Raw genomic sequence first — 26223 nt, 5'->3', positions numbered from 1 at the left:
CCAACAATCGCTATGTTTGGATAATAAGATTCGGCAACGTGTGGAGAAGCGTTTATTTGGACTTTTGGGCGCACTGTTTATAATGTTAGCGTTTTTGTGCCAAATGTTAAACACTATAGAGTATTGGAAGGTGCCTATTCCCAATTGGTGGTTATCACTAAGCTTTTCTCTAGGCGTATGGCTATTCTTCTTAGAAATAATAGAGCGATTGCAAATATGCTTAATCTCGTCAATAATGAAGCGGCATCACCCTTGTTAATTTGTACTTTCGCCAAAATCACGGCAATTGATATTTACACCTTGGAATAAACTCTTAAGTTAGTTCCTTGAACAACAGCCTTCTTTGTTCTGCCTCGCCCAACCGCATACTTATTACCAACCGGCCCGCCCCTTGCCGTCGTGATTGCCGGCGGCATTGATTTTTAACCAAGTTAAGGCCGTCATCATTTTTATTCGATATTAGTATTGTAAAAGAAAATCTAGGACTAACGAACCAACTCCAACCGGAGGGAAATAGCTTTGACAAACGAAAGAGCCGCTTGCCCATGTTGTGGTTACCCCACATTGCCTAGAAGAATCCATCCTCAAATGCCTCAGTGGGATATTTGCGTTTTGTGTAACTGGGAGGATGATGGTCAAACGGATACTGATGCTGATAGGGTATATGGCGGAGCAAACGGAGTATATTCTCTAACCCAGGCGAGGGAGAACTTCAAAAAGTATTTAATAATGTACTACCCCGACAATGACACAAGAATTATGCCTGGCAATTGGCCCGGGGAGTTAGATACTAAACAATTATTAGTTAAATACTTCGAAGAACTAAGAGCAACGGATGATGAATTAACAAAACAATCACTTTGGCAAGAAGTCCTTAAGCTCGAAGATAAACTACACAGCATTACCAGCGAAAAAATCAGAGAATACGAAGCACGGCTTAAAAGGTGAAACATGAGTATTGATTCGAATATCGTATTAAGGGCTTTCGTCAAATGATATACATGTGAGTTTGAAGTTAGTGGAATTGCCCCCTCAGAATAGCCAGTTAAAACTGCTCAGATAAAATGGGAGAGAACAATGGAAAAGATACAAGGATTGGATTATTACTTACAGAGTTTTTCTTGCAGAGATATGATTGCTGATAAATGTGTGTCTTTACTCCAAGGCGATATTTCTGGTGGACGCCTTACTAAAAATGATATTGATAGTTTAAAGGATTGCGATGCAACTGAAATATGGATTAGTGGATTAACTCAGGATACATTCGAGTACTTTATTGAAACTTATGGGCAGCAATTCAAAATTATATATTTCTGGAAGTGTCCTTTAATAACTGATTTCAAAAAGCTTGAGACCCTTAAGAATATTGAGTATTTGATATTTTTTTGGAATCAGCGAGTCACACATCTTTGGGATTTATCAAAAAATCCGAAATTAAGAGGTCTTAGTTTTGATGACTTTACACGGATGCATACGTTAGAGGAAATCCCCTTGGCACCTATTTTAAAAGAGTTGTATTTCGGAAATATGATATGGAGTAACTATATTTTAGATTCTTTAACACCGCTTTCACGCACAAAAAAGTTAAAGAAACTTATTTTTTCAGCTAAAAAAATTAATGATAATGATATTACTCCACTTGCCAAAATTGCGAATTTAGAAAGGTTAGATTTTAATAGTAATTTGTTTTCAACTGAGCAAATTGCTTGGTTGACAGCAAATACTGCTAATATCACTTCATTTGTACTTGCACCTTACAAAAAAATTAAGAATCCGCTTAAAACCAAGGAAAAGACAAAGGATGTTTTAGTTATTGGTAAACGAAAACCATTCTTGAATTCGCAAGAAGATAAGGTACGTCTTGAAAAGTATGTAATGGAATTTAATGACCTAATAAACAAGTACCGAGGATGTGAAAGACCGTAATTGACATTTTCCAAGACCAAATGACGGCCTTTATTAGCAATTTCTCCATTGGTAGTAAACTCTTTCCCAATTTCTTGGGAAGGCCAGCATATGAATATTAATACTTAAGGGCGGGATCTTAGTCCCGCCCCCATTTATATGCAAAAGTATGCTTACTCCAAGCCGGCTGCCGGTATTTCCGGTCGGCCGCTCCCTGAAAACGCAATCATTCACAGCGCAATCAATCGTTGCGTTTTCTTAGCGGTCGCCCCGGGCTACATTCCGTAATTGGCTAATATTAAACCGGTATTCCTTTCAGCCCGGGCCATCTTAATCGCCCGCCGGCAGTACAATAAAATATTATCAATCATAGCAATTACTCCTCGCCTGCCTTAGTATAAATGTTCAATCCAATCTTATAATCTGTCTCCGCAATAGACTGATTGCCTTCGCTGCTGGCCACAATCACATTCTTGCCGCTGCTGCTCTTGCCATAGCGTTTGGACAGGTCAACTGTGATCGTCAGAATATCGCCGGTTACTTCCATCTTTACATTTTTCATGAATATCTCTCCCCATTTTAAGCCCATGGCGGGCTTTTTATATTTTACTGGACAATTTACCTATACTTAATAATTCGCAGCTTTACGGGCGGGAAACGCACTCAGGTGCATCCTTTTTTTATGCATCTTATTTGCATCCAGCCAGGGTGCATTTTTGGGTTACAAAGTATACAAAGTATACATGCAAAATTCATCACCGCGGCCTACTGCAGCTGGCTTTTCAACTTCAAAAAAACCATAACTTTTCATAACTCAAAATACCATATTATTTGTGTCGGTTTCTGAAATTCGCTAACACAATTAGATGCATCACTTTTTACACATTCATAATGAAAACCCCGTTAATATCTGCAGCCTGACCGCTCCTAATATCCCCACAGCGCTCCTTTATTTATTACGGGAACGCTCCGAAACGGAATGTTTTTTTGGAGCGCTCCCCTATAGTACTGCTTATTTGTTGTACTCCAAATTAATGCAGGGCAACAATCCCGTTGTTACTCTTGGCGTTACCAATAACATTACCAGTTAGATGACCGCGTTACCAATAAACGTTACCGAAAAAACGAGCGTTACCATTAATGCAGGCCTAGTTTATGTCGGCTTATCCACCTTCCCTTTCCTCACCTGGCCCTTCTCGAACCGTAGCACGCCTTTCCCCCGCTTTAATGCTGTTGCCCACAGATCAGTACGGCCTTTAAGCATTTCCAATACCTCATCCTCGCTCAGCGCGATAATCTGCCGCGGCCGCCGAATAATGATTAGATTCATGCAACCATCCCGCCCGTTTTCAAATATTCACGTAGGTGATAGTAAAATGTGTGATAAATGAAGTTTCCTGCACATACAGCAGGGATAAAGTTAATCCCTAACCCATCTGGCTTCGTAAGTTTTTAACGCAGCTAAGAAGGCCTTTGGCTCATACTGCGTGCGGTACTTATGGCCCACAATATCTGCATAGCTGGCATCCTCGATCAAGAGCAGCAGCTTTGCTTTATTGGCCCGGATAAGCTCAGATTCAAACCGCGCCCGGTCCTGCGTCAAATTACCGCTGAGCTCTTCAAGGCCCCCTTTACGTTCAATGACAATATCGCCAACAAAGTAAGTGTCTCTGACTATACCCAGGGCGGGACTGGCCGGCAGCATAAGACTGTAATCGCCAAAATCAAGTTTGCGGCTAATATATATAATCTTCTGCTTATCAAAGTAGCTTATTATATGGCCATTCTCCTGCTCCCTAGTATCAATCAAAATGACAATACTCCTTAAAAGTTGCTTTAATTCCGATTCGCTGTAATGATATTGCATCATCTTCCTCCTCACGCTACGCCGATTACGCCGTTAAAGGCACGTTTGACATTAACTACCGACTGCAAACCTTCTATTTCCTGCAAAGCGGTTTCTACGATTACCTTGAACTCTTCCACAGTAAAGACCAGTTCCTGCTCAGTATGCCGCTTTTTAGCCGCAGTTTCCATCTTTGCACACACCCAGCACGCTTGTCCCAAAATTTCCTGATAAGCCGGCAGAACCGGTATTAAGGCGGCCCCCTTAAAAGTACCTTCATATATCGCCCGGATAACATCTTCCGCCGTGTTATAAGCTGGTGTTGACCGGGTATCCTGCCACCGCAAATACTCTATAATTCTCACCTTATTATCTCGAAGCGCCTGAATAAGCAGCTTGTCCGGTTCACCATGAAAGGAAACTTTTAGAGTCCCATTATCATTTAACGTTAAATTCCATATTTTTACTCTTAGCCATATCCAATAATACCTCTATAGAACCATCCATATATATACCCCCCTTATATATAAATAAATATATATATATATTCTCTTCTTATAGGCATAGTAGGCTATGTAGGCGTAATAGGCAGAGTTGGCAGAGTAGGCAAAATAGACTATTTTGGGTGTAAGTCTGCCTGTTGGGGACTAAAGTCTGCCTGACATTTTCTAGGGAGGCAGACTTTAAGCCCAGTATTTACGCGGGTTCGCGGGAACTCTGCCTACTTTGCCTGTTTGTACTAGAGAAGTACAGTTTTTTGCTGTTCAAAGTCTGCCTGAAGTCTGCCTGAGGCAGACTTTGAGGCAGAGTTCGAGGCAGAGTTTTGCTCTTTTGCAAGGTATTTACCATAGCCAACATTAGAAGCTAACCCAATTTCTACTAATTTTATTAGCTGCTTTGTAACAGCATTTGTCGTCTTGCCAATTGCCGTAGCAATATACCTTGGTGTCAAAGGTTCATTACTTGTCCTAAGTATTTCCAGAACATCCCTCCGCTCTTGGCTTTGCTGCACCTCGATTGCACTGCCAAGAAGATTAAACTGGCAAAATTGCTTATCGAACTTTAACGCCAGCTCTTTTTCCTCAACATCGCGCCCGGTTATCGATAGAGTTGCCGCATCGTCCATCCTGGCCCGTTTGAGTACCATCATTGCATCTGCAGCACCGCTTAAACCAATACTTCCGGATATCTGATTAAAAATATCTGTCTCACTACCTTTTTTTAAGTGGTGCACTAAAACAACAGCAACACCGCATTTATCCGCAATCTGTTTAAAACCACTCATGGCCGTATAATCGCTTTCATAAGCGTTTTCATTACGTCCAGGCTTGCGCTTGATTTTTTGCAATGTATCCACGATCACCAGTCGGCAGTTATTATGTTCCAGGAGCCATTCGGCCAGTAAGGTTAAGCCGCCCTCTCCATCACCTGGCCATTCTGTAAAAAGATGCAATCCCTCCGATCCATTGTCTCCCCCTAACACTGTTTTCAGCCTGTTTTGCAACCTTCGTTCTGTATCCTCAAGCGCCAAGTAAATAGCCTCTGCTTTAGGTACCTGTTGGCCTAAAAATACGCCGCCGCTTGTCACAGCAACACATAGCCCAAGGGATAGCCAGGATTTACCCATTTTCGGCGGACCGGCAAGTATGGATAGACCGGCCGGCAATAACTCCGGTACAATCCATATCGGATCTGGCAACTGCTTTTTAAGCAATTCTGCAGCCGTTATACCCTTAGGCTTTTCCCTTGCCGGTTTTGGCTTAAACTTACCGCTTTCAATAACTACACCTGTTTTTGTCGGCTCACTAATAGATTTACTGACCGGAGCTGTAGGATTTATTCCTGCTTTAGCCAACTCCTCAGGAGTTAAGCTATGCAAAAAACTCAATTCGTAATTGTTCTTCGATTTATGCATTCCCGGATATCCTCCACCCCACATAATCCCCTGTATTGAATTACAACGTCATTTGAATATATATAATCAATTAGTATTTCAACTTTGCCTAGAGTTTGAATAGCTCCAATTACATCAGGCTTATCTAAATCCGCAGCATATTTTGCCTTTGTTTTAAGGTCTTTTTTTATAATTTCATAGAAATTTCTTAGAAATCGTGAGTCTTCTTTAACCTTTTTTGCAAAATTATCAACTTGCACTTTCTTTTGTCTTGCATCATGAATTTTCTCTAGCGTCTCACGCCGGGCCTTAAAATCATTAGGTATCTTAATGCCCAAATCCTCAGCTAGTAATTTAATGGCATCTGCTAAGGACAGTCCCAGGACTTTAGCCACTAGATCTATTGCATCACCGTGCATCCCGCAGCCAAAACATCTAAAACGGCCAGTATCCGGAAGAATAACAAAGCTTGGTGTTTTTTCACAGTGAAAGGGGCAACAGCCCCAAAGTTTCCGACCACGCCGCCTAAGTGTAAGACCGGGTATGTAGCGACTTATTACGTGCTCAATAGGCGATGATTCTTTTATGGCTTGTATTAAATTAAAATCGGTAGTCATTTGCATGTATATCGCCGTCCTTCACTGATCGGCTAATTTAATCAATTCTCCTAATTCCATTGACGGCTGTCGTTGCATTTCCCGAAAGAAAATTTTCAATATCACATATGCGAAGTAAATACCGATTACCCAATTTAGTAACCGGAACGTTCCCGGAACGCGCCAAATTATAAAGCGTGGTATAGCTTTGAAATATCTTAGATAAACCCTCCGCTTTCGCAATTTTATTAATTTCTCTAATCGTATAAACATTATCTCTGTAACTCATTATCCCGCCCCCTATTTATACCTTTCCGTTTAAAAAGTTATCTAAAGCCTGTACCGATATTAGCCAGCGCCTTCCTGCCCTAACCGCCTTGATCTTGCCTGTTTTGATAAGCTTTAAAACAGCATCCCTTCCTAACCCCGTAAATTCTTGTACCTCTTTTGTGCTATATGCCTTTTTCTCCATTCGCTTTCTCTCCTTATTGTTGGGATACATAAAAATAAACCAGGCTAAATAACCTGGTTTTAAGTGTTAGAAAATAGAAAAACCAGGTTTCCAAAAAAACCTGGTTTTTGTTGCTGCACTGAATGGTTTTTCAACCGTGTAGATAACAATATAACTAATCAGGTTTTTTTTATATGCGTTATAACTTTGAGGTAAATAAAACAGGCTTTTTTTTACCTGTTTACCTCCAGCTATTACGCATTATTAAAAACCTAGATATACTTGTATGTTACACCAAACCTACGTTCGTGTCAATACTGTCTAAGTTGCCTTATACTTTAGTAGTCCGGCAATGATTGAATTAATACGTTATTGGTGATATAATTCCCTCAAACTACTTACTAGAAGGTGTTAGTATGGCAGGTACGAAACAATACCCCGGCGTCCGACAGCGCGGAGATTACACTTTTGAGTTAACCATCACGGATGGCTATACGGAAGTAGACGGCAAGAAACAGCAACGGCGATATTATAAAACTGTCACTGCTAAAAATGCCAAAGAGGCTGCTGACCTCCGAGCAAAATGGATTGTTGCAGTTAAGGGCGGGGCAATATTATCTAATACTAGAATGACACTCAAAGAGTTTTATGATTACTTTAAAAAGCACACAGAGAAATTAGCCCCTAAAACACTATTAGCCTATGATGGTTTTTTTACTCGCATTGAAGCGGCTATTGGCCATAAGCAGCTTGACGATATAACGCCTAACCATATTCGGGCTTTTATTAATAACCTCAGCGAACCAGGAGTTTATAATGGCAGGCGTAAAGGTCAAGACAGGTTATCTGATACCATGATACAGAAGCATCACAAGTTACTGAGTTTGCTCTTTAATCGCGCTATTAAATGGGGATTAGCTTCTACAAACCCTTGCGAACGTACCGACACACCAAAAGCTACTTCACCCCACATAAGCGTATATGACGAAAAAACATTATCCGAATTTCTTGCTAAACTGGACACCGAAGAAACAAAGTATCAAGCCTTAATGCTGCTAGCACTATCAACAGGCATGCGGCGAGGCGAATTATTTGCCCTTAAATGGAATGCTATCGACATTGAGCACAACACAATAGAAATACGCCACACTCTGCAATATGTACCAGGCAAAGGTTTAACACTAAAAGAACCTAAAACCGAATTATCTAGCCGTAAAGTATCAGCGCCGCCAAGTGTTATGGCAGTATTGAAACGACACAAAGTAGAACAAGTTGCTCAAAGATTGAAAACCGGCGGCACTATCGAAAAAGGCGGTAAGTGGGAAGGCGCAGAAGAACCAGAAAATGATTTTATATTCTGTACCTGGAATGGCAAGGCCATGCACCCCGACACACTAAATAATTGGCTAAGTAAATTCACTAAAAATAATAACCTACCACACATCAGTCCCCACGCCTTCCGGCACATGGCTGCCAGCTTCCTAATAAAAAGCGGCGTAGATGTTAGAACCGTTAGCGGCAAACTAGGTCATGCCCGAACCTCTACCACTACTGATATTTACGCTCATGTAATTCAATCTGCCGAACAGCAGACCGCCGATATAATGGCAGGTGTATTAGCCGACATCAAAACCAAGGGTAAAGAGTTACTAGAGAAACAAAAAAAGCAGGCCAATAACCTGCTTGACTTTTGAATAAATTCCTCAGCATGGGTCTAAACTAGTGTTATCTGCCACTTAGCTAAGATCCGTCTTTGTATTTATAATTTCGAATGGATTGTCCGGTTGATTGCGATCCCCTCCACTTTGATGATCATAAGTAAAATTATTTCTACTAACGACTTTGTCAAAAAATATTGTATATTAAACTAATTAGGGACACCCTCCTTATGACAGGTTGCCCCTTTAATGTATTTCTATCGATGCCAAATAATTAATTATAATATAAATTCTTCCCAAGCATTGCTTTCCTTTGAGAAATTTAATAAAGAATTCACTATAATCCGCCATTTCTTTCAGTTTTTTAATTGTTCTCTAAATTCCCATCTGGAGTCAACTTAACTACTGAATGTAAATTTACTTTGTGATTTGCTAAAGTGTATCTAGCATTTTTAATTGTCGGTTCAAATAAAACTACACAGTCTGTAACTTTATACCCAAACGAACGAAGATCCTTAATTACCTCAATAATTTTCGTACCTCCAGTTGTACTATCATCTAATAATAACGCAGTACTTTCCTTTGGAGGAGCCTCTCCCCAAAAGTCAAACTTCTGAGAGAAAAGTTGTTTTTTGGATGAAAATTTTTCTTTTCCTGTATGTAGTGCCAAAGGCTTATTTACAATTTTTGAAAACTCATACGCAAGCAATGGACTTCCGCTCTTTGGTGTTACAATAAAGTTGTACTCTGGAGTAGCAAAATTCCCCCCCTCTAATACTATTCGCGACAGGAAAGTACTCAAATATCGTGCATACAAAATCGCACAAGACTCCTTTGTAGTATGTCCCATAACATCTACAAATCGAGTGCACGGACTTTGACTTACACTACCAACGGAAAACTCACCTTCAATTGTTACTTTAACTAAATCCTTTTTTACACCGTCACTTAATTCTTCACCTTGATAATAACTTGGGGTATCACTTGATATATTTTTTCTTTTGTGCTTATCTATATCAATCCCCATTTCTTTAAGTAGCATTAGACTAGTCATCATCTTATTACGATTTATTATTTTAGATATGCGAGCAGGCATGAAACCTGATGCTTCAATAATAAATACTATAGTCGATATGTTTAAAATCCACAAAGCTGTTTCACTTAGATTACTTGGTAATAAACTGACAAATTTCTCCCACATATATTACATCCCCTATTTTTGATGAGTAAGTTGGGAGTAGAAATTGACAAAAATTAATCAGACACATATTTTATGAAACCTACTCTTTAATCTTTCTCCTCACCCTTGTTGTTACTCTAATAGACTATTGGATTATTTAATATTCTATCGCGCATCTAGATTTTCGCATATAGTTTTTGTCAGATTGTTCAAATCTTCCTCACTTTTTGCGTAATCTACTTTAGAAACATCAACATTGATTATTTTTAACTTATTCCTTTCAGTTTCTAACCAGTCACTATAAAACTTTTGCTGACCTATATACAACGCATTAAACAATGAAAAATTAAACACAAATGCGGTCGACGGTCTTAAGCGGATTACGATTAATATCATTAATAAAAGCAAATACAGCATTAGCAATTTCCTCAACTGATTTGAAAAAAACATTGTAGATGCAGGTGCGTTTGAGCCAACCCCATACTTTTTCAATTGGATTTAGTTGTGGGCTATATGGGGGTAAAAAAACTAACTCAAGTACTTCTTTGTTTTGTTGCAAAAAAGGTTGAAGCAGTTTGGCATGATGAATGCGGGCATTGTCCAAAATCATCACGATTTTTTGACCAGGATATTTCTCAAGCACCAATTGCAAAAATGCGAGAAATTGCTGTGCATCATAACTGGTAGAGTGACTACATACTACTTCTCCGGTTTCATAATCTAATACGCCGATTAGCTTTACACCACTGTGTTTTCCGTAGGTTGGAACTATTCTTTGCTTTCCTTTAGGAAACCAAGTCCGAAAAATGGCTTGATAGTCCCTAATCATGCACTCATCTTGAAACAGCAGACGGTCGATTGTACCATGCAAAAGCGAATCTTTCAGTTCATAAAGTTTTTTTAAACTCTTCTTGTTTTTGAGGATTTGCATTAGCCAGAGTGTATGTGGGCCGGGTACAGCTAAATCCAAGGCTATGCAACAAATTTAACGTACCGCGTATACTGTAAGTTACACCAAAAGTTTTCTCAATCCATTGCTGCAGTAAGGGAGCTGTCCAGTTCATTTCTACCGAAAATCCAGCGTCTTTTGGAACGTGATGTGCAACCATATCATACACTTGTTGGCATTGCTCTTCGCTTAAAAAGGTTGGCCGGCCTGGCGAATGGTTCATTCGTAAGCCTTTTAATCCGCAATTAACATAAAGATTAATATATCGATAGACTGTGCTAAGAGCCCGCCCAGTTATTTGAGAAATTGTTTCTTTTGAATACCCTTGCAAATACAGGTAAATCGTTTGATAACGTTCCTGCATCCGCGAATTCTTACATGACTTCATTTTTCTTTTGAGGCGTTTGACTCTTCGATGGATTACTTCTGATGGTAATTGGCGGATGTCTCGCATGTGTCTACCCCTTCGTCATGAATTAATTGACAAAGGATTTCGCCATAAAATCCAAAAACCATTTTCTTAACAAATAATAATTATCAATAGTTGCTTCTTTTTGATATTTTTTTACTCTTTAATGCGTCATATATAGAACAAATTCGAGAGTCACATATTTTTCATAGTTGCGCGCTCTTTGTCGTATTCGACTTAATATAACGTCAGCGGGAGCATGTAAATGCAAAATTAAATCTGGTTTTCTATCTACATTTACTGATAAAAGATCAAAAACGTCCTGTAATAAAGACATATCTTTGGAATTAATGTTGCCAATATCATAAAGATGTTTGGTAAAAACGTTAAAACAATCAAATATACTTCTTTCTTGGATAATGTTTCTCGTTTCCTTGTTTAATATTAAGTGTTGCTTAGAAAATTGGACTAAAAAGAATAATTGCGAATGAAAAGCCCATTTCTTAAAGTTTGCAAAAGCCTCTTCTAGATAAGGGTTTTCCACAAAAGGTTCGTCAACAAATTTAGCTTCGAATTTACTTGCTAATAAATTTGCTATTGTTGATTTACCAATCCCCGTACATCCACAGATAACAAGATACAAAGTGCATCTCGCCCCCTTTAAGTATTCACTTTTGAATCGCCTAAGTTTGTACGATTCCAGTGGTATGCAAAGTAGATAGTAAATCTCTATAAATTCCTCCAGATTTCAGTTAACATCCTAGATTAATACAACTACTCAGTTGAGCTAGTAAATCTATATCACTTTCAAAACACAACATACCATTTTCTTCGGCTACTTTTCTTAATTTAATTCTATAATCGGTTTCGCAAACTAGCCACGTAGGGTGATTCTCAAGCCAATTAACAGTCCTCGTTGTAACACTATATCTATCTTTGATATACAGCTTATAAAAATCCGATTCTTCATCTAGGTACAAATCACCAAATAGAACATGTTTCGAATAACGGGATGTGTCCCGAATTATCTTGACATATTCCTCTATAGGTATGAAAGGCAGAATTGGTTTAATAGTAACTGCACGTGGAATCCCATAGTTAGCAAGTAAGCGTAAAGAATCAATTCGTTCCTCATAGTTAGCCGTACCTAACTCTATTTCCTGTATTCGTGAAATATTACTAAACGAGATGGCGAACTTAATATAGCCTAGCTGACTTTCTAGCATTTTTTGGTTCAAAATCGCTAATGATGCAACATTCTTTTCAGATAGGCGACTTTTTGTTGACATGCTAACTATAAGCTTTTTCTTACTTCGCCGAACGAGATTAACGATTTTATTTACTTCTTTTTCACTTAAAATTAGTTCAGCGTCGCAACTAGGGTATATTATGTCACAGTTCCCTATTCTATCTTCCGAGCAAGTAGGTTGAGAATTGTACTTATTCCAATTTGCAAAGCAATACAAACATCCGAAAAGGCACTTGCTTTCCCCGGAAAACAATACTCGCTTCATCAAATCATCCTTTCTAACATCTTTATATTATACAATTTCTAATCTTAAATTACACCTATTATTTCAAACAATACCAGATATAGTCTAGTCACGATACTAAAAAATATATACTCGTATCTATCCATCGAAGCGATAGAGCAGTTTCATGTGTCGCATGTAACGTACACACAGAATTCAAAGAAACACGTCTCGAAATTAAGCATATTGAAGGAACTCACAATGACTAAATTTAGTAACGTAACATTCAACAACGGACAAGCAGCGGAGAGTTTTGAAAAAAGGACTACAATGTATTAATCGACATGGACACCATCTTCAGAGAAGGCGTCCTCAATTTTGAGTAGGTTTTCTTCCAGACAACATTCTCTGAGGCTTGTGGCAGAGACAATGGGTATTCTCATAAACCGGTAAATTCCACACGCTCTGGGGTTTGCTGGTTCCAAAGCGATACAACGGAAACTGAGGTACATCTAGGCATTCAACGAGATGGAGAAGAAAATAGCCTTCGCACTCTCTAAGAGATACGCTGAAGCAACCTAACAAACTAAAAGCAGGGCAAGTAGCCTGCTTAACTTTTTATATCTTTATATCTTTATATATTTTTACTGTTTATTTGTGGTGTTTTTTGAAAATAAACGGCAAATAAACGGCAACTTGACATAATTAAAGGGCTTGCATCACCCGCAAACCCTTGATTTCTCTGGCACGCCTGGTTGGAATCGAACCAACGGCCAACCGCTTAGAAGGCGGTTGCTCTATCCGCTGAGCTACAGGCGCATAATGTTATTAGACATAAAATGGAGCGGGTGAAGGGAATCGAACCCTCGTAGCTAGCTTGGAAGGCTAGTGCTCTACCATTGAGCTACACCCGCAACAATGACTTTTTTTATCCTAAGATAAAGTGGTCGGAGCGGCAGGATTCGAACCTGCGACCCCCTGGTCCCAAGCCAGGTACTCTACCAAACTGAGCCACGCCCCGTAGTCACAAAACATATTATACTGATATTTCATTTGTTTGTCAAGCAGGGTTTCAAGGTATTTTTTGGATGCCGCCAAGCCTTTGGTTTTGCGGCATCCAAAGATTCATTAGCAATTGATAGTACGGTATTTTTCTTGTCCTTGTTCATAGAAGTTTCGACCTTCGCTGTCAATGACAACGATTGCCGGAAAGTCCTCCACAGTTAAACGGGCCAGTGCCTCAGGACCAAGGTCCTCATACGCCAAAACCTCATATTTTTTTATAGTTTTAGCAATCAGGGCAGCCGCACCACCGGTAGCTGCAAAATATACGGCACCATGTTTTTTCATAGCCTCAACAACAGCCGGGGAACGGTAGCCCTTACCGATCATTCCACGCAAACCTTCCTCAAGCATACGCGGCGCATAGGCATCCATACGACTACTGGTAGTTGGTCCTGCTGATCCAATTGCCTGACCTGGTTTGGCAGGAGTTGGGCCAACATAATAGATAATTTGATCTTTAAAGTCAACCGGAAGCTTTTCACCTGCGGCCAAGGCTTCAACCATGCGTTTATGAGCGGCATCCCGTGAAGTATAAATGGTGCCGGTAATAAGAACAAAATCACCGGCTTTAAGCTTACGGGCTTTATCCTCGGTCAACGGAGTGGCAATTTTTATTGTATTTTCCATCTCTATTACCTCTCTATAACTCAACTTCAGCATGGCGCGTGGCATGACAATTGATATTGATCGCCACTGGCAAGCCAGCTATATGAGTTGGATAGTATTCGATATTAACAGCAAGTGCCGTTATCTTTCCGCCAAGCCCTTGCGCCCCTACTCCTGTTTGATTGACTAGACTTAGGAATTCTTGTTCAAGTTCAGCATATTCAGGATGGGAATTTCGCTGATTGACAGGGCGAATTAAAGCTTTTTTCGCCAAAAATGCCGCTTTCTCCATCGTACCGCCGATACCAATACCAACAACAATTGGCGGACAGGGATTAGGACCCGCATTAAAAATAGTGTCTACAAGAAACTTCTTAATTGCCGGCAAGCCATCTGAGGGCTTGTACATTTTGAGTGCACTCATGTTCTCACTACCAAAACCTTTAGGGGCCAAAACAATCTTAATTTTATCACCAGGAACGATAGTGGTATGTAATACTGCCGGCGTATTGTTGCCGGTATTTTTACGGTTAAACAATGGTTCTGAAACCACTGATTTTCTTAAATAACCTTCGGTGTAGCCCTTAGCCACTCCCGCATTAACGGCATCAGACAAGCTGCCGCCAACAATGTGAACATCTTGGCCAATTTCCATAAATATGACAGCCATTCCCGTGTCTTGGCAAATAGGAACTTGTTCGTCACGGGCAATGCAGGCATTTTCTACCAGTTGTCCAATAATAGCTTTCCCCAGCGGCGACTCTTCTTGCTCCTTGGCTGTTTCTAATGCACTGCGCATATCGTCAGACAAATAATAATTAGCATCAACAGCAAGCTTGGCAATAGCCTCTGTGATTTGTGAAGCATCAATTGTACGCATTCTTCCTCCTAACTTAACGGTTATGCTTAATCCGTTCAGTTGTTCTTTTACGAATTTCTTCAGGATCAACTTTGATCCGGGCTACCCCTGTCTCCATAGCAGCCTTAGCTACAGCGGCAGCAACAGCAGGTGCAATACGTGGATCGAAAGGATCAGGCACAATATAGTCTTCTCTGAGCTCATTCTCAGGAATTAAACTACTAATCGCCTTAACGGCCGCAACCTTCATAGCTTCATTGATTTGACGGGCCCTTACATCAATAGCTCCCCGGAACACACCAGGAAACACAGTTACATTATTTACTTGATTGGGAGCATCAGAGCGTCCTGTCCCAGCTACTTTGGCTCCAGCAGCTTTGGCATCCTCATAGCTTATTTCAGGTATCGGATTAGCCATGGCAAGCACAATAGAATCCGGGTTCATGCTTTGGATAATATCTTTGGTAAAGGCCCCTGGAGCCGACACGCCAATCAATGCATCTGCATGCTTGGACACAAATTCAAGATTGCCTTCTAGTTTAGTTAGATTGGTGACCTTAGCTAATTCAGTCTGAACACGGTTAAGGCCTGTCATACCTTTGTGCAGCGCGCCGTGAACATCAACCATAAATACATTTTTTGCACCGGCATTGACCAGCAACCGCCCAATGGCAGTACCGGCAGCGCCAGCACCATTAACAACAATCTTAGCTGTTGCCAGCTCTTTTTTCACAAAACGCAGTGCGCCCATCAGCGCCGATACAGCAGCAATAGCTGTTCCATGCTGGTCGTCATGAAAAACCGGAATATCCATTTGTTCTTTCAACGCATCTTCAATGTCATAGCACTTTGGCGAGGATAAGTCTTCCAAATTAATTCCCGCAAAAGTAGGCTGCAAAAGTTTAACTGTTTCAATGATTTTATCAGGATCTTTGGTGTCAAGACAAATAGGTACAGCATCAATATCACCAAACATCTTAAATAAAACAGATTTGCCTTCCATTACCGGCAGAGCTGCCTCCGGTCCAATGTCACCCAGACCTAAAACGCGGGTACCGTCAGAAACAACGGCAATCATATTGCCCCGGCAGGTAAGTTCAAACGACAACTCCTTGTTAGCTTTTATTTCCATGCACGGTTTTGCAACTCCTGGCGTATAAGCCAAACTAAGGTCATGTCTGGAGGATAATGGTACTTTTGAAGTTACTGCCAATTTTCCTTGATTATCACGGTGAAGTTTTAATGCTGCTTCGCCTATATCCATTTATTATAAGCCCCCTATTTTGGTAACAATTCGTGTTTTCTGCTAGAGTAAGCAAATTACACATTATATATGCTATATTGTACCTGTCATTGCATTAAATTTCAATGCCGCGAATCCAGTGCTTTAATAGTAGCAAGCACCGGCTGAGCTTCTGGCGAGATTAGATACTTGTATGTAGTATCAGGAACCAGTTCTTTAATTGCCGGCCAGTTATCCTGACGGATAAACTCCCGTACCTGTGATGCACTGATAACCTTGCCACCAACAGTAATACGGGGTATAGTCTCAAGACCAATCCCGTATTGTGGCAGGATATCAGACAAGGCGTCATTATAGCTGCAAGTCGTTACGCAATAAGGTTCCTCTCCCACATAACGCCTGGTGATGCCCAGAGCTGGTGCAATGTAGCGGGCAAATATCGTGGCATCAAGACGTGTCTGTGCCATAACAGTAGCTTCTCCACGCGTAAAGTAGCCAGGAAAGGTTGCTGCGGAAATAATGTATTTACCGGCAGGCAAAACCAAAATATTGTTGAATTGAGCCAGTCCCTCCTGCACCAGGCGAAAGCGGACAGCAAAGGGAAACAACGAGCGTTCTTCGCTGACAACAAGCACAACAACGGCTTGATTATCTTGGGCTGCTTTAGAGATTACAGCCTTGTGCCCCAACGTAAATGGATTACAATTGACTACTAATGCGGCCCTTGAACCAGACGGCAAGCCTTCGACTTTTCGGGATATTTCCCGGCAATACTCGTCAAGTGTGCCTATCCCGGCCTCCAGTAGAATAACATGTGGCTCACTACGGGCTAGCTCCTTAAATCCTAACGCAGTAAACATAGGTGCAGCACTGGGTTTTGTATAGATGAAGTAGTGATAAATACCGCGCTGCCCGGCTTGCTGTATCAGACGGCTTACCACATCAGCGGTCAAACCCTCGCCTTGCATTTGAGGAGAAACAGCAATATTCCGTAGCACTTCCCCCGCTAGCGAGCCGGTAGCAATCATTTCATTATTTTGATAAAAAGCAATCGTGTAGTCAACAGTAGCAGTAAAAGTAAGATTAAAAGCAGCAAGGAAGGCACGAACACTTTCTACTTCTCTGGGACTATCCAGGTTAATTTCCCGTATATCATAGTTTTCCCACATGCCAGCGCCTCCTTAACTGCCAGGTGTATTTACTTTGTTTGACGCACTACATCAATCACAGTACCGTCACGGTATTCGACCACGGCCACAATTTTTTCTCCAGTAGTAATAGTTTCAGGTATACCCGCCATTTTTTCAGCCAATTCCTTGAGTTCTTCTACTGTTTTTATCGGCAAACCTGCTGCTTTAAATTTTTCATAGAGATCTGTACGGTTCGGATTAACTGCTATGCCGCGTTCGGTAACCAGCACATCTACTGTCTCGCCAGGAGTAGTTGCCGTTAACACTTGACCCTTGATGATCGGCAGACGACCGCGCAGCAAATTAGCGACAATAATGGTCATCTTGGCACCGGCAGCTGCATCACTATGTCCGCCTGAGCCACCCATAACAACACCATCAGAACCAGTAACTACATTAACATTAAAAGCTGTATCAATCTCAGTGGCCCCAAGCACCACTACATCCAGCTTATTTACAGCAGCCCCCATAGTAAAGGGACTGGCATAAAAGTCGGCGCCTACTTCCAAGTGTTTGGGATTGGCCGCTATAGACCGCACAGCATCAAGATCAAAGCTCTGCACATCAATCAGCTTTCTAAAGAGTCCAGCCTCTAGCATCTCCACCATATAGCCGGTTATACCGCCTAAGGCAAAGCTGCCCGTAACACCCGCTTCTTCCATCATCTGCCGGACATAATAGGCAGCTGCGAGTGACGCACCACCAGCTCCTGTCTGAAAGGAAAAATCATCTTTAAGCAAACCAGCGGCTTTAATAACTTTGGCCGTTGTTTCTGCAATTTTAAGACCGACAGGATCGCGTGTGATTTTCGTCGTACCGGAGACAATACCTTTCGGATCACCGATACAATCTACTTTAACAATATAGTCGACACGTGTCTGCGGAATAGAGATAGGTGATAGCGGATAGGGCATCAGATGATCTGTAATGGCGACAACATGGTCGGCATACTGGGCGTCAGGAATAGCATAGCCGAGTGAACCGCAGGCAGCAGGACCTTCTACGCCATTCACATTGCCATAATCGTCAGCCGCAGGAGCAGCAACGAAGGCTACGTCAATTTTCAACTGCCCACATTCTATCGCTCGCGCACGACCACCGTGGGTCCGCATCACTACAGGTCGAGGAAATATGCCGTTCGAAACGGCTTGTGCTACAGGGCCCGACATATAGTTTGTGTCAAGCCCTACAACCACACCCTTTTTAACATATTCCACCAGCGGAGCATGTACCGGAAATACCGAGCTCACTGCAACGGTTAGGTTCTTAAGTCCCAACTTAGCAGCAACAGCAAGCACCAGGTTGACAACGCCATCGCCATTTCGTAAATGATGGTGGAAAGAGAGTGTCATGCCATCTTTTATCGGAATTCGTTTAAATACTGTCTCTATATCATTTACCAGTTTTTGCTCACCAGGCAATGCCCGTTTTACCTTTGGTGCCTGGCGCGGCATATCAGGCAGTGTGGCAAAAGCACCGGCAAAAGGCCGCACCTTACCATATCCTTCAATAGATTCCGGCAGGTCACGACCAATTGCATTTGTTAATTTATTCATAATTAAGCCTCCTCTGCCAAGCCCAACAAACGGGCCAGATACAGTATGAGTTCCGCTCTGGCGACAATAGGAGCATCTACCATCTTACCATCAAGCGAAGCTACCCCTGCGCCTTCTGCTTCCGCCTTACGGATCGCTTTAATTATCCGCTCAGCCCAGTTAATATCTTGCGCAGTCGGGTTAAATATGCTATGGATATCGTCTATTTGCCGTGGGTTAATAGTCAGCTTACCTTTAAAACCAAGCTGTTTAGCAAGTTGGGTATCTGCCACAAGCCCCTCACGGTCATTAACATCAGTAAACGGGGTATCAATAGACTGGATTCCGGCGGCAGCGGCACTATTCACTACTATTGTCCTGGCAGTAAATATTTCGGTACCTTCTTTTGTACGTTTAGCCCCCAATGACGCCGTATAGTCTTCCGCCCCAAAAGCCAATGCTACTACCCGTTTATCTGCTTTAGCAATTTGATAAGCTTCAGCAATGCCACGCGGGGTTTCTAACAGAGCAATCAGTTTTACCGGTGCCTGCCCTGTTTTTTCAGCAGTTGCCACTAAGTGAGCTACTTTCTGTATATCTTCCGGACTTTCTACCTTTGGTACCAAAATGGCGTCCGGACAGCAAGGCACAATGGCCGGGATGTCTTTACGAGCAAACGTATCTAACGGATTAATCCGTACTACCTTTTCACTGGTACCATAGTCAACAGTTTTCAACGCCTGGGACACCAATAGCCGTGCAGCATCCTTTTCCTGAGGAGCAACAGCATCTTCTAGGTCAAGAATAATGGCATCAGCCCCGAATACACCACCGTTTTGGAGCATGCCCGGATTATTACCAGGCATAAAAAGCATAGTTCGGCGCAAATTCATTATATCAACTCCTTTGAGGGAATGACGCCCATCCGGGCAAGAGCAGTCAGAGTTCGAGCCTGAATGGTACAATCAAGCGCCCCTCGATCAACCGCTTTGATATATATATCAGTAACGTTTTGTTCTGCAACGACTGCAGCAATTGTTTGCTTTATCGCCAGGCCGTACTGCGCCAATACAATGCTTTCAAGATCCATAACGACGCCGCTGCCCTGAGCACCTGGCGCCATTGTTATCATAATATCATTTGACTCAAGAGTACCGGCTTGCGCCGGTTTTAGTTCATTCATAGTAACCTCCCTTAAAGAAAAAAAACTGATTAAAAGCTATAACAGCCATCAGTCTCTTGTCATTGATGGCGTGCTAAAGCATAAAACCATCAAGCGTATCAGACACGGGGCCAACAAGACCAATAATCAGGTATGTCCGGGTCTTAGGGTCATATTTATATTCAGGAATGAGGCGAAAGTTTTCTATTTCCTCCGTATTACGCACATGGGTGCGCGGACCCGAGCAACTCCACGTCATCTCGTCAATTTTAATATGTTCTTCATCACAATAGCTAATGTTGATACCTTCGTCAATCATCCGTTTCACCTTGCGTTCAATTTCCGGTAACGCTACCGATAATTCCAACGGATATTCCAGTACAAAGCCGTGGTGAACGTCACGATGGCGAAATTCCAAGATAGCACCATATTCTTTAACTAAGATACGGTTAGTAAGGTCTTCTGCCGTATGGGCCATTTTTCGGTATTGCAAGGTTTTTACAACAACATCACGTATTTCCTGCGGTATAGGACCAAATATCGTAGGACGTACAACAATAACCTCGCCGCCAACGCCGATAAGTACATCGGCGTTGGTTTTGAGTATGGGGTACAAAAGATCAAAGTGCTCCACAATAACCCGTTTACCATGATCCAGTGCTTGCTGAACGACTTCCGCTAAAACATGAATTTGTGTGAATGCCAGTTCAAACCGGATATCCACATGGTAGGTATGGCTGGAAAAAAATCCTCTATCAATATTCTTTAAGAGCGGCAGCGGTCGGATATTGACACCATCATCATCATTGGTGAGTTCCAAACCAGGGAACATACCTTTTACCAACGAAGACTTACCGGCACCGGCGTCACCAATGACACCAATTAGCCGGTCGAGCGGCGATAAATAGCGTTCGCTTATTTGCTGCCCCAGAATATACATCCGATTGCGGCCACGCGGGGCAAAATAACTGGCATACATAAGTTGGTCGCCAAGACCCATAGTTACTGTGGACTTCATCTAACAAGTACCCCCAAATTCTCACATTACTTCCGTGATTTTCTCACTGCAAGAATACGTTGCATTTCATTATAAACAATCATATAGCCTTCATCTACGCCCATGCCTGGCTTAGCCAGCATTTGTGCCGGTTTGGTAGCCATAGCCACATGCACACACACTTCTGCCGAGCGGTTAGTCTCGTTGCAAGTACCGCCCTGGTAAGCACCAACACCTTTTTTCTGGCAATATAGTACTGCTTCAATAATATTGTTTATGCCACCAAGGTCAGGTGTTTTGATTTGCAGCATGTCGCCTGCACCATTGTCCGCAAAGTCTTTAATATCTTGCAAAGTATTGCACCACTCGTCAGCCACAATTTCAACGTTAATGTTTTCTTTGTGAAGGCGGGAGGTAATTTCAGCAAGTACTTTAATCTGCTGTTCGCGTTCTTCCACGTCAACAGGACCTTCAATGCGGAGGTGTAAAGGTGCAGCAGCTTTTTCTAACTGACGGAAATATTCCACTATGCGGTCAACGTTATTTTTGAATGCCAAACCAATAGTTCCATAAACGTCAATGTGTAGTACAGGTGCATAGTCAGACGAAGTTTTAAGCTTCATAATACGATCACGAAGCCAGCCAACATATTCTAATAACAGTTCACCGTTTTCGCCCAATTTTTCCTTAACATTATTGATAAGGCCATGAGGCAATACCTCGGCATGTTTAATAATCATCTTGTCAACATTATTATATCTGTCATCACCTGACTGAGTAAAGATAGCAATTCCGGTTTCACTTACTTGCGTCTTATATTCGTCAGCAACAACCTCACACATAAGCTGTTTTTTGGCTTTAGCAACAGCGTCAAGAATGGCTTGAGTCACGCCATAGCGTAGTGCAGTATGAATACGGTTGCCATTTTCGTCGTCTAAATTGTCGATTTCTTCGGCCAGTTCTTTAAAGGAATTCAGTTCGCGGCCAATTAGGCGAGGTTTAATCATTTTCTCAATAACCGGGATAAAGTCTTCCGCCAAGAACAACGGGTCACGTCCGCCAGCACCGCTGTACTGAACAGCTGCACAATCACCATAACCGATTTGGCCATCTTCCACAATGATCATAACCGACACAGCTTCACCAGCTTGACGTACCGCTTTGAAACCGTCAGTAACCGGCTTTCCAATATAGGTAAAGCCATCATGTCCGGCACCTGCTTTAATAGCCCTTTGATCATCAAAATAAAAGCCAGTACGGCCTTTTGAACAAACTACATCAAGTATTTTCATTATCCAAGCTCCTTTATTTCCTTTTATTTAGTAAGCAGGCGAGATGCTTCCCCCGATTTTCCCGCCTGCTGTTTTTTATAGTTTCAACTATGGATAGGTGATTCTAACGCGGACGACCTACCAAATGGCCTTTGGAAATGGCATAAATATCATCAATAACCATTTGGAAGCTAGGTGCACGCCCTTCGGCTTTGGCCCGTTCTGCCATTTTTCCCTGGTGGAAAGCAACAAGGTCGGGAGTAAATGGCAGGTTACCAACCTCGAACAAACGTACAGCACCGTTATTATCGCGGGCAGGCAGGATTTTATTTAAACTGAATTTGCTTGGCGCAAATGGTACATCAAGAACACCGGCTTCGAAAGCGCGAACTGAACCAACCGCATAATCGCCATTACCCAATTCAAATACCTTGTCAAGAATGCAACGGGTTTCCGCTTTAATGATGTTAATTTCTGTCTGCAGCTCACTGGTCAGCGGGAAGGCCTGATCTTTGAGCATATTGATCATTTGCTTGGTGGTTCTAAGCCCCTGAGCATTGGCCTCTTTCGTAGGAATACCCAGCGCCTCATGCGGAGTTTTTACAATAACCTTGGTAGCTTTAGCCAGTATTGCCGTTGCTGCGCCCCAGGAAATAACACCAAAGGCTTTGGCCTCATCCTGTGGGAAACCGCCCATCCACTGATGGAATACGGTAGTAAGTACACAATCGGCATAGCCATGTTTGAGCATATATTCTTCCGCAAGCTGTTCAAGGGCTTTAATAGCTGCAATATCCTGAATTAAATTGCCACATTGACCATAACCTAAGGTAATATTCTTTACCCCTTGTTCAGCGGCCAAAATACCTTCGATGATAGCAACAGCATGAGAAACGCTAGGCGGTACCAACGTACCAGTCAGTGGACCAAACGGCTCCCGGTTAATCTCAATCCCATGTTCAGCATACAATCCAATCATGCGATCGCAATACTGCCAATCAAAAATTGTTTTTTCCAGTGAAACACTCTTAGCATAAGGGATATTATAGGAAATACCGCCGCCTTCATAGGAAGTATAACCAGCAGCAATCGTAATCTCGCCTAAGAGACGGGCATCCGGGGTACCATGACGAACCTGCAGCGGGGCATCAACACTTTCAACAACCCGGCGCACGCCGGCTACACCATGATTAACGGCCGGAAAGCCATTTAATAACGAACGACCTGCTTTAAGACTTTCATCAATGCCTTTTTGACAAGCTTCATATTGGTTTTGACGAGTGTAGCTGTCAATGGTGGTTGGCAGCAGGTCGGCTTCCCCTTCTTTTTTCAAGAAATTTAATAGATTAATATGTTCATCAATAAGAGCAACACCCGCGCGCGGTTGGGTCAGTGTTTCACCATTTTTCTTAGCCTTAACCAAACGTTTAGCAAAATGACGCTTGGCAGGAATGGTTTCATGATATTTTACAGCTTCTTCAAAATTAACGTCTTTACCTGTCGGCCATTGGTTGAGAACCTCTTGGCGAATGGCATTAAACTCGTCATGAGTCCACTTTTTATTTTTAAGTTCCATGTGGAAAAGCCTCCTCTAATCTCTATTAACAATATATTTTTTCATCATTCGCACAGCCACTGCTGGATATTCTTCGCCCAACAGTCCCATTGATGCCATAATGTAGTCCTTATCAATAAAAAACTCAGGCTGCTGAGGCTTAAGTACTTGAGGGGTGGTCTCATCAAACACAATGCCCTTCAATATTTCCTCAGGCTTATGATGGTTGACAATAACTCCGCCAGTGCCAATTACAGTGGCCACTTTGGTCAAATCCTTACCTGTCTGGACAAGGCTTGTACCAAACGGCGTAAAATAGGTTTCCAGATGACCAACATGCCTATCTGCGCTCAACCGCACACAGGCTTTACCCATAGCAATCTCAATATTGTCTTCTGTATCTGTTTGTGGCAGATGGTCAATATCGGCTTCCACTTTAGCAATATAGGCAACTACTTCTTCCGGCGAAGTTCCAGCATAGCCGGCAATCATCTGGGCTCCGGCTGCCTTTAGGAGCGCCCCGGCACTATATCGCATCCCCAGATCACCTTCAACCGTACGTTTACCAAAAGGCTCAGACAAACCTTTGAGCGATACCCCGCCGGCTGTAGGATCACCTTTGGCAATAGAATACACATCAGTAGTAGCCCCGCCAATATCCATAACCATCAAATCGCCCAGTCCCGGCTCTCCGTCCCCGCCTTGACTTAAAAGTTCAGAGGCTGTAAGAACGGCGGCTGGTGTTGGCATTACCAACCGGTCAACCATTTTATTCGCACGATTTAATCCTTTTGCTTCAGTTATTCGCTTCAAAAATATGTCACGAATAGCAATACGAGCGGGCTCAATATTGAGTTCATCCAACTTAGGCATGACATTTTCAGTAGGCCGGACTTCTGTAATCTTTTCTGATAGAATTTTGACGACTTTGGGTGTAACTGATTTATTGCCAGCCACCACCACTGGTACATCCATTTTCAATCCGGCAAGCATTCCGGCATTATGCATAATAACTTTCTGATTGCCACCATCAGTCCCGCCGGCAAGGAGAATAATATCAGGCTTTAGTTCTTCGATTTCTTCGATCTCATATTCACTTAGTTCATGAGTAAATACCTTTAGCACCTTAGCACCAGCACCTAATGCGGCTCGTTTGGCTGCTTCGGCAGTCATCTCCGGCACTAAGCCAACAGCTATCATTTTCAGTCCACCCGCAGCGCTTGAACAACCTAACACTTGACTAAATTCGAGCTTACCTGTTTTCGCAAACAAGGCCGACAGCGCCTGATTGAGACCATCCATAATATCTGTTTCAACCGTTGTGATACCCCTGGCTGTGCCTAATACTTTTTCTCGATCAACATCTACTGCCGTAATTTTGGTATAGGTACTACCAAAATCAATAAGTAAAATGTTATTCAAAGCACAAGACCCCTTTTATTTCAAGTCCTCTTTCATGTCTGCAATCACTCTGTCAGGTAATGTACCTGGTTCATACACCCGATTATATCCCATGTCGAGGAACTTTTTCTCAACCTTTTTAAAGTCTGTTTTACCAACAACCAAGTTACCACCAACATAGAGCATAATATCTTCAATACCGGCTTCGCGGCAGCGATCTCTTAGTCCACGACAATCAATTTCACCATGACCATAAAGCGAAGCTACCAGAATTGCTTTGGCATCAGTTTCAATAGCTGCGTTAACAAATTCCTCCTGTGGAACCAGAACACCTAAATTAATTACTTCATAACCGGCTGCTGTTATAGCATGGTTGAGGATTTTGTTGCCAACAGCATGACAGTCAGCACCAATTACGCCTAATACAACCTTTACTTTGTTTGCCATTTTTACTACTCCTTTGCTTTATCAGTCTCGGCAACCAACCGGCTAGCAACCTGTTGGAGCGATCCCTGGTCGATTTCATAATAAAAAGTGATGATATCCTGTGTAGCAGTTGCTACCTGACGCACGACATTCTGCAAATCCCAGGCAGTAATAACCGCATTATAGTTGACTATAGCTGCCCTTATCTGTTCCCGGTCTTCCCCGATATAAGACGTTAGCTTAACACCGTTACACCCAATCTTAGCAAGAAGCTGTTCCAACGCATTAATAAAACCCTGGGTTTTGGCAATAACAGCCACCTCGCTGCCAATCGGCAAACGAGCCAACTTGATTACCGCCTCCAGGTTTGGCGTGGTAGCCACAGCCATCAATTTGGGACTGTTGCCAAGAATCTCAGCAACTGCGGACTGATGATCCATCGTTGTTACCACTAAATCACAAGCCTCAAGATACTCAGTTTTTACAGCACCTGTTGACAATTGGAGTAATGTTACCGCTTCAAAATGTGCATTAGCTACTTGCCCAAGCTGAT

At 42.2% G+C, this 26223-nt stretch carries 28 protein-coding genes and 3 tRNA genes (1 of these 31 only partly in view); 3 read left to right on the top strand and 28 right to left on the bottom strand.

Annotated features, from left to right (window positions below):
• Positions 1-519: 519 nt before the first annotated feature.
• A complete protein-coding gene (locus AC1ECB_RS02335) occupies positions 520-948 on the top strand; it encodes a CPCC family cysteine-rich protein (RefSeq protein WP_485667278.1) in 429 nt (142 codons plus the stop codon).
• A gap of 129 nt (positions 949-1077) precedes the next feature.
• Complete coding sequence (locus AC1ECB_RS02330; protein WP_485667277.1) at positions 1078-1926, top strand: hypothetical protein; 849 nt, start codon at positions 1078-1080, stop codon at positions 1924-1926.
• Positions 1927-2281: 355 nt separating this feature from the next.
• Here AC1ECB_RS02330 and AC1ECB_RS02325 read toward each other — a convergent pair whose 3' ends face one another.
• The 8 genes from AC1ECB_RS02325 to AC1ECB_RS02290 form a co-directional block, all read right to left on the bottom strand.
• Positions 2282-2467, bottom strand: a complete 186-nt coding sequence (locus AC1ECB_RS02325; RefSeq protein WP_485667276.1) for a hypothetical protein — start codon at positions 2465-2467, stop codon at positions 2282-2284.
• Positions 2468-3058: 591 nt separating this feature from the next.
• Positions 3059-3235, bottom strand: coding sequence for a hypothetical protein (locus AC1ECB_RS02320; RefSeq protein WP_485667275.1), 177 nt, complete (start codon positions 3233-3235; stop codon positions 3059-3061).
• A gap of 90 nt (positions 3236-3325) precedes the next feature.
• Positions 3326-3715, bottom strand: coding sequence for an ERCC4 domain-containing protein (locus tag AC1ECB_RS02315; protein ID WP_485667274.1), 390 nt, complete (start codon positions 3713-3715; stop codon positions 3326-3328).
• A 68-nt stretch (positions 3716-3783) separates the two neighbouring features.
• Complete coding sequence (locus tag AC1ECB_RS02310) at positions 3784-4116, bottom strand: hypothetical protein (protein WP_485667273.1); 333 nt, start codon at positions 4114-4116, stop codon at positions 3784-3786.
• A 374-nt stretch (positions 4117-4490) separates the two neighbouring features.
• On the bottom strand, positions 4491-5666 hold the full coding sequence (locus AC1ECB_RS02305) for an AAA family ATPase (protein ID WP_485667272.1): 1176 nt from the start codon (positions 5664-5666) through the stop codon (positions 4491-4493).
• Positions 5636-6268 carry a CHC2 zinc finger domain-containing protein gene (locus AC1ECB_RS02300; protein ID WP_485667271.1) on the bottom strand — a complete coding sequence of 211 codons (633 nt, stop codon included), beginning with the start codon at positions 6266-6268 and terminating at the stop codon, positions 5636-5638. The genes AC1ECB_RS02305 and AC1ECB_RS02300 overlap by 31 nt, the downstream gene beginning before the upstream one ends.
• A 31-nt stretch (positions 6269-6299) precedes the next feature.
• Positions 6300-6530: a hypothetical protein gene (locus AC1ECB_RS02295; RefSeq protein WP_485667270.1), complete on the bottom strand. Its 231-nt coding sequence runs from the start codon at positions 6528-6530 to the stop codon at positions 6300-6302.
• 15 nt (positions 6531-6545) lie between these two features.
• Positions 6546-6713: a helix-turn-helix domain-containing protein gene (locus AC1ECB_RS02290; protein ID WP_485667269.1), complete on the bottom strand. Its 168-nt coding sequence runs from the start codon at positions 6711-6713 to the stop codon at positions 6546-6548.
• 395 nt (positions 6714-7108) lie between these two features.
• On the opposite strand from AC1ECB_RS02290, the gene AC1ECB_RS02285 reads away from it, so the two are divergent.
• Entirely contained in the window at positions 7109-8386 is a 1278-nt protein-coding gene (locus AC1ECB_RS02285; RefSeq protein WP_485667268.1) for a tyrosine-type recombinase/integrase, read from the top strand.
• A gap of 328 nt (positions 8387-8714) precedes the next feature.
• Here the strand turns inward: AC1ECB_RS02285 and AC1ECB_RS02280 are convergent, their stop codons facing one another.
• From AC1ECB_RS02280 to AC1ECB_RS02185, 20 genes are all read right to left on the bottom strand, one after another.
• Positions 8715-9551: a hypothetical protein gene (locus AC1ECB_RS02280; protein WP_485667267.1), complete on the bottom strand. Its 837-nt coding sequence runs from the start codon at positions 9549-9551 to the stop codon at positions 8715-8717.
• A 325-nt stretch (positions 9552-9876) separates the two neighbouring features.
• Positions 9877-10933 (bottom strand): IS630 family transposase gene (locus AC1ECB_RS02275; protein WP_485665795.1). Its coding sequence is split into 2 segments (ribosomal slippage): positions 9877-10426 and positions 10425-10933, totalling 1059 coding nucleotides; the frame shifts between segments, so codons are not numbered across the junction.
• Positions 10934-11051: 118 nt separating this feature from the next.
• Entirely contained in the window at positions 11052-11531 is a 480-nt protein-coding gene (locus AC1ECB_RS02270) for a deoxynucleoside kinase (RefSeq protein ID WP_485667266.1), read from the bottom strand.
• Positions 11532-11640: 109 nt separating this feature from the next.
• The gene (locus tag AC1ECB_RS02265) at positions 11641-12402 is read right to left on the bottom strand and encodes a radical SAM family protein (protein ID WP_485667265.1); all 762 of its coding nucleotides are present in this window, start codon (positions 12400-12402) and stop codon (positions 11641-11643) included.
• A gap of 701 nt (positions 12403-13103) precedes the next feature.
• Positions 13104-13179 (bottom strand) — tRNA-Arg (locus AC1ECB_RS02260).
• Positions 13180-13200: 21 nt separating this feature from the next.
• Positions 13201-13274: transfer RNA gene (locus tag AC1ECB_RS02255), tRNA-Gly, on the bottom strand.
• 30 nt (positions 13275-13304) lie between these two features.
• Positions 13305-13381 (bottom strand) — tRNA-Pro (locus tag AC1ECB_RS02250).
• 107 nt (positions 13382-13488) lie between these two features.
• Positions 13489-14052: a Fe-S-containing hydro-lyase gene (locus AC1ECB_RS02245; protein WP_485667264.1), complete on the bottom strand. Its 564-nt coding sequence runs from the start codon at positions 14050-14052 to the stop codon at positions 13489-13491.
• A 13-nt stretch (positions 14053-14065) separates the two neighbouring features.
• Entirely contained in the window at positions 14066-14911 is an 846-nt protein-coding gene (locus AC1ECB_RS02240; RefSeq protein ID WP_485667263.1) for a fumarate hydratase, read from the bottom strand.
• A 13-nt stretch (positions 14912-14924) separates the two neighbouring features.
• A complete protein-coding gene (locus AC1ECB_RS02235) occupies positions 14925-16154 on the bottom strand; it encodes an NAD(P)-dependent malic enzyme (protein WP_485667262.1) in 1230 nt (409 codons plus the stop codon).
• A 101-nt stretch (positions 16155-16255) separates the two neighbouring features.
• The gene (gene citC, locus AC1ECB_RS02230) at positions 16256-17302 is read right to left on the bottom strand and encodes a [citrate (pro-3S)-lyase] ligase (protein ID WP_485667261.1); all 1047 of its coding nucleotides are present in this window, start codon (positions 17300-17302) and stop codon (positions 16256-16258) included.
• A 29-nt stretch (positions 17303-17331) separates the two neighbouring features.
• The gene (gene citF / locus AC1ECB_RS02225; RefSeq protein WP_485667260.1) at positions 17332-18879 is read right to left on the bottom strand and encodes a citrate lyase subunit alpha; all 1548 of its coding nucleotides are present in this window, start codon (positions 18877-18879) and stop codon (positions 17332-17334) included.
• A gap of 2 nt (positions 18880-18881) precedes the next feature.
• On the bottom strand, positions 18882-19751 hold the full coding sequence (locus AC1ECB_RS02220; protein ID WP_485667259.1) for an HpcH/HpaI aldolase/citrate lyase family protein: 870 nt from the start codon (positions 19749-19751) through the stop codon (positions 18882-18884).
• Positions 19751-20041 carry a citrate lyase acyl carrier protein gene (gene citD, locus AC1ECB_RS02215; RefSeq protein WP_485667258.1) on the bottom strand — a complete coding sequence of 97 codons (291 nt, stop codon included), beginning with the start codon at positions 20039-20041 and terminating at the stop codon, positions 19751-19753. Before citD ends, AC1ECB_RS02220 begins: the two co-directional genes overlap by 1 nt.
• 73 nt (positions 20042-20114) lie before the next feature.
• Positions 20115-21038 (bottom strand): alanine-tRNA synthetase second additional domain-containing protein, encoded by a 924-nt coding sequence (locus AC1ECB_RS02210; RefSeq protein WP_485667257.1) that lies wholly within the window; start codon positions 21036-21038, stop codon positions 20115-20117.
• A gap of 26 nt (positions 21039-21064) precedes the next feature.
• On the bottom strand, positions 21065-22309 hold the full coding sequence (locus AC1ECB_RS02205) for a methylaspartate ammonia-lyase (RefSeq protein ID WP_485667256.1): 1245 nt from the start codon (positions 22307-22309) through the stop codon (positions 21065-21067).
• Between the two features lie 103 nt (positions 22310-22412).
• The gene (locus AC1ECB_RS02200; RefSeq protein ID WP_485667255.1) at positions 22413-23864 is read right to left on the bottom strand and encodes a methylaspartate mutase subunit E; all 1452 of its coding nucleotides are present in this window, start codon (positions 23862-23864) and stop codon (positions 22413-22415) included.
• 15 nt (positions 23865-23879) lie between these two features.
• Positions 23880-25265, bottom strand: coding sequence for a methylaspartate mutase accessory protein GlmL (gene glmL / locus AC1ECB_RS02195; RefSeq protein ID WP_485667254.1), 1386 nt, complete (start codon positions 25263-25265; stop codon positions 23880-23882).
• 15 nt (positions 25266-25280) lie between these two features.
• Positions 25281-25691 (bottom strand): methylaspartate mutase subunit S, encoded by a 411-nt coding sequence (gene glmS / locus AC1ECB_RS02190; protein ID WP_485667253.1) that lies wholly within the window; start codon positions 25689-25691, stop codon positions 25281-25283.
• Positions 25692-25696: 5 nt separating this feature from the next.
• A protein-coding gene (locus AC1ECB_RS02185) for a GntR family transcriptional regulator (protein WP_028972131.1) crosses the window boundary here: on the bottom strand, positions 25697-26223 show its 3' portion. The gene runs 451 nt beyond the window's last position; only the last 527 of its 978 coding nucleotides appear in the window; its start codon lies beyond the right edge, outside the window; its stop codon occupies positions 25697-25699.

Source organism: Sporomusa sp. 246TCP1 (assembly GCF_057319775.1).
This window is presented reverse-complemented; position numbering and strand designations above follow the sequence as displayed.

Excerpts from the sequence above, each read along its gene's own strand:
- AC1ECB_RS02330 (WP_485667277.1), top strand. The coding sequence starts at position 1,078 with ATGGAAAAGATACAAGGATTGGATTATTACTTACAGAGTTTTTCTTGC.
- AC1ECB_RS02325 (WP_485667276.1), bottom strand. The coding sequence starts at position 2,467 with ATGAAAAATGTAAAGATGGAAGTAACCGGCGATATTCTGACGATCACA.
- AC1ECB_RS02320 (WP_485667275.1), bottom strand. The coding sequence starts at position 3,235 with ATGAATCTAATCATTATTCGGCGGCCGCGGCAGATTATCGCGCTGAGC.
- AC1ECB_RS02305 (WP_485667272.1), bottom strand. The coding sequence starts at position 5,666 with ATGCATAAATCGAAGAACAATTACGAATTGAGTTTTTTGCATAGCTTA.
- AC1ECB_RS02300 (WP_485667271.1), bottom strand. The coding sequence starts at position 6,268 with ATGCAAATGACTACCGATTTTAATTTAATACAAGCCATAAAAGAATCA.
- AC1ECB_RS02295 (WP_485667270.1), bottom strand. The coding sequence starts at position 6,530 with ATGAGTTACAGAGATAATGTTTATACGATTAGAGAAATTAATAAAATT.
- AC1ECB_RS02290 (WP_485667269.1), bottom strand. The coding sequence starts at position 6,713 with ATGGAGAAAAAGGCATATAGCACAAAAGAGGTACAAGAATTTACGGGG.
- AC1ECB_RS02285 (WP_485667268.1), top strand. The coding sequence starts at position 7,109 with ATGGCAGGTACGAAACAATACCCCGGCGTCCGACAGCGCGGAGATTAC.
- AC1ECB_RS02280 (WP_485667267.1), bottom strand. The coding sequence starts at position 9,551 with ATGTGGGAGAAATTTGTCAGTTTATTACCAAGTAATCTAAGTGAAACA.
- AC1ECB_RS02265 (WP_485667265.1), bottom strand. The coding sequence starts at position 12,402 with ATGAAGCGAGTATTGTTTTCCGGGGAAAGCAAGTGCCTTTTCGGATGT.
- AC1ECB_RS02245 (WP_485667264.1), bottom strand. The coding sequence starts at position 14,052 with ATGGAAAATACAATAAAAATTGCCACTCCGTTGACCGAGGATAAAGCC.
- AC1ECB_RS02240 (WP_485667263.1), bottom strand. The coding sequence starts at position 14,911 with ATGCGTACAATTGATGCTTCACAAATCACAGAGGCTATTGCCAAGCTT.
- AC1ECB_RS02235 (WP_485667262.1), bottom strand. The coding sequence starts at position 16,154 with ATGGATATAGGCGAAGCAGCATTAAAACTTCACCGTGATAATCAAGGA.
- citC (WP_485667261.1), bottom strand. The coding sequence starts at position 17,302 with ATGTGGGAAAACTATGATATACGGGAAATTAACCTGGATAGTCCCAGA.
- citF (WP_485667260.1), bottom strand. The coding sequence starts at position 18,879 with ATGAATAAATTAACAAATGCAATTGGTCGTGACCTGCCGGAATCTATT.
- AC1ECB_RS02220 (WP_485667259.1), bottom strand. The coding sequence starts at position 19,751 with ATGAATTTGCGCCGAACTATGCTTTTTATGCCTGGTAATAATCCGGGC.
- citD (WP_485667258.1), bottom strand. The coding sequence starts at position 20,041 with ATGAATGAACTAAAACCGGCGCAAGCCGGTACTCTTGAGTCAAATGAT.
- AC1ECB_RS02210 (WP_485667257.1), bottom strand. The coding sequence starts at position 21,038 with ATGAAGTCCACAGTAACTATGGGTCTTGGCGACCAACTTATGTATGCC.
- AC1ECB_RS02205 (WP_485667256.1), bottom strand. The coding sequence starts at position 22,309 with ATGAAAATACTTGATGTAGTTTGTTCAAAAGGCCGTACTGGCTTTTAT.
- AC1ECB_RS02200 (WP_485667255.1), bottom strand. The coding sequence starts at position 23,864 with ATGGAACTTAAAAATAAAAAGTGGACTCATGACGAGTTTAATGCCATT.
- glmS (WP_485667253.1), bottom strand. The coding sequence starts at position 25,691 with ATGGCAAACAAAGTAAAGGTTGTATTAGGCGTAATTGGTGCTGACTGT.